General features: G+C 40.7%; 1 protein-coding gene. It reads left to right on the forward strand.

Features of this window, described 5'->3' with window-relative positions; all coding sequences use genetic code 11:
• Window positions 1-526 (forward strand): hypothetical protein (locus J3U35_RS06485; RefSeq protein ID WP_267360319.1); only part of this gene is annotated, 526 nt, incomplete at both ends.

Raw genomic sequence — 526 nt, forward strand, 5'->3', positions numbered from 1 at the left:
AGCCAATCTCAGTCTTTTAGTCAATGGTGTGTTTAAAACCTCTGCCATGGTAGCGGGTGTCGTGGGTGTATTAGGTAGTGCGATATCGATAATGGATGGTATTTTCTTAATTGCCAAAGGACAACAAAAAAGTGGGGCAACCAAAACAGCGTATTGTGTAGCAGGAGGGCTTCAGGTACTGGCTGGTGTATTAAGCTTAGCCGGCACGATAGGTGCGTGGTTACAAATAACCGCCTTTTTAGGGCCGCTAGGGGTGGGGATTTTTGTGTTAGGTTTAATTGCGGGGATAGTATCAGTCATTTTACTCATTATCTTTGAAGATAAATCAGACAAATGGGATAAAATGCAACTTTGGTTTAACCGCTGTTTATTGGGTTTAAATGAACACCCGGATAAAGGGCTACCTTATTTACCTACGTTTGACAGTATGGCAATGGCAATTAATGACTTTATGGTTGCCATGTTTGGTGCTAATGTTGCTATTCAGTTAGAAGAAGAGAAGATTTATTATGTCAAAAAAATGCGT

The sequence above is a fragment of the Gilliamella sp. B2717 genome (assembly GCF_026536675.1).
Classification (GTDB): domain Bacteria; phylum Pseudomonadota; class Gammaproteobacteria; order Enterobacterales; family Orbaceae; genus Gilliamella; species Gilliamella apicola_I.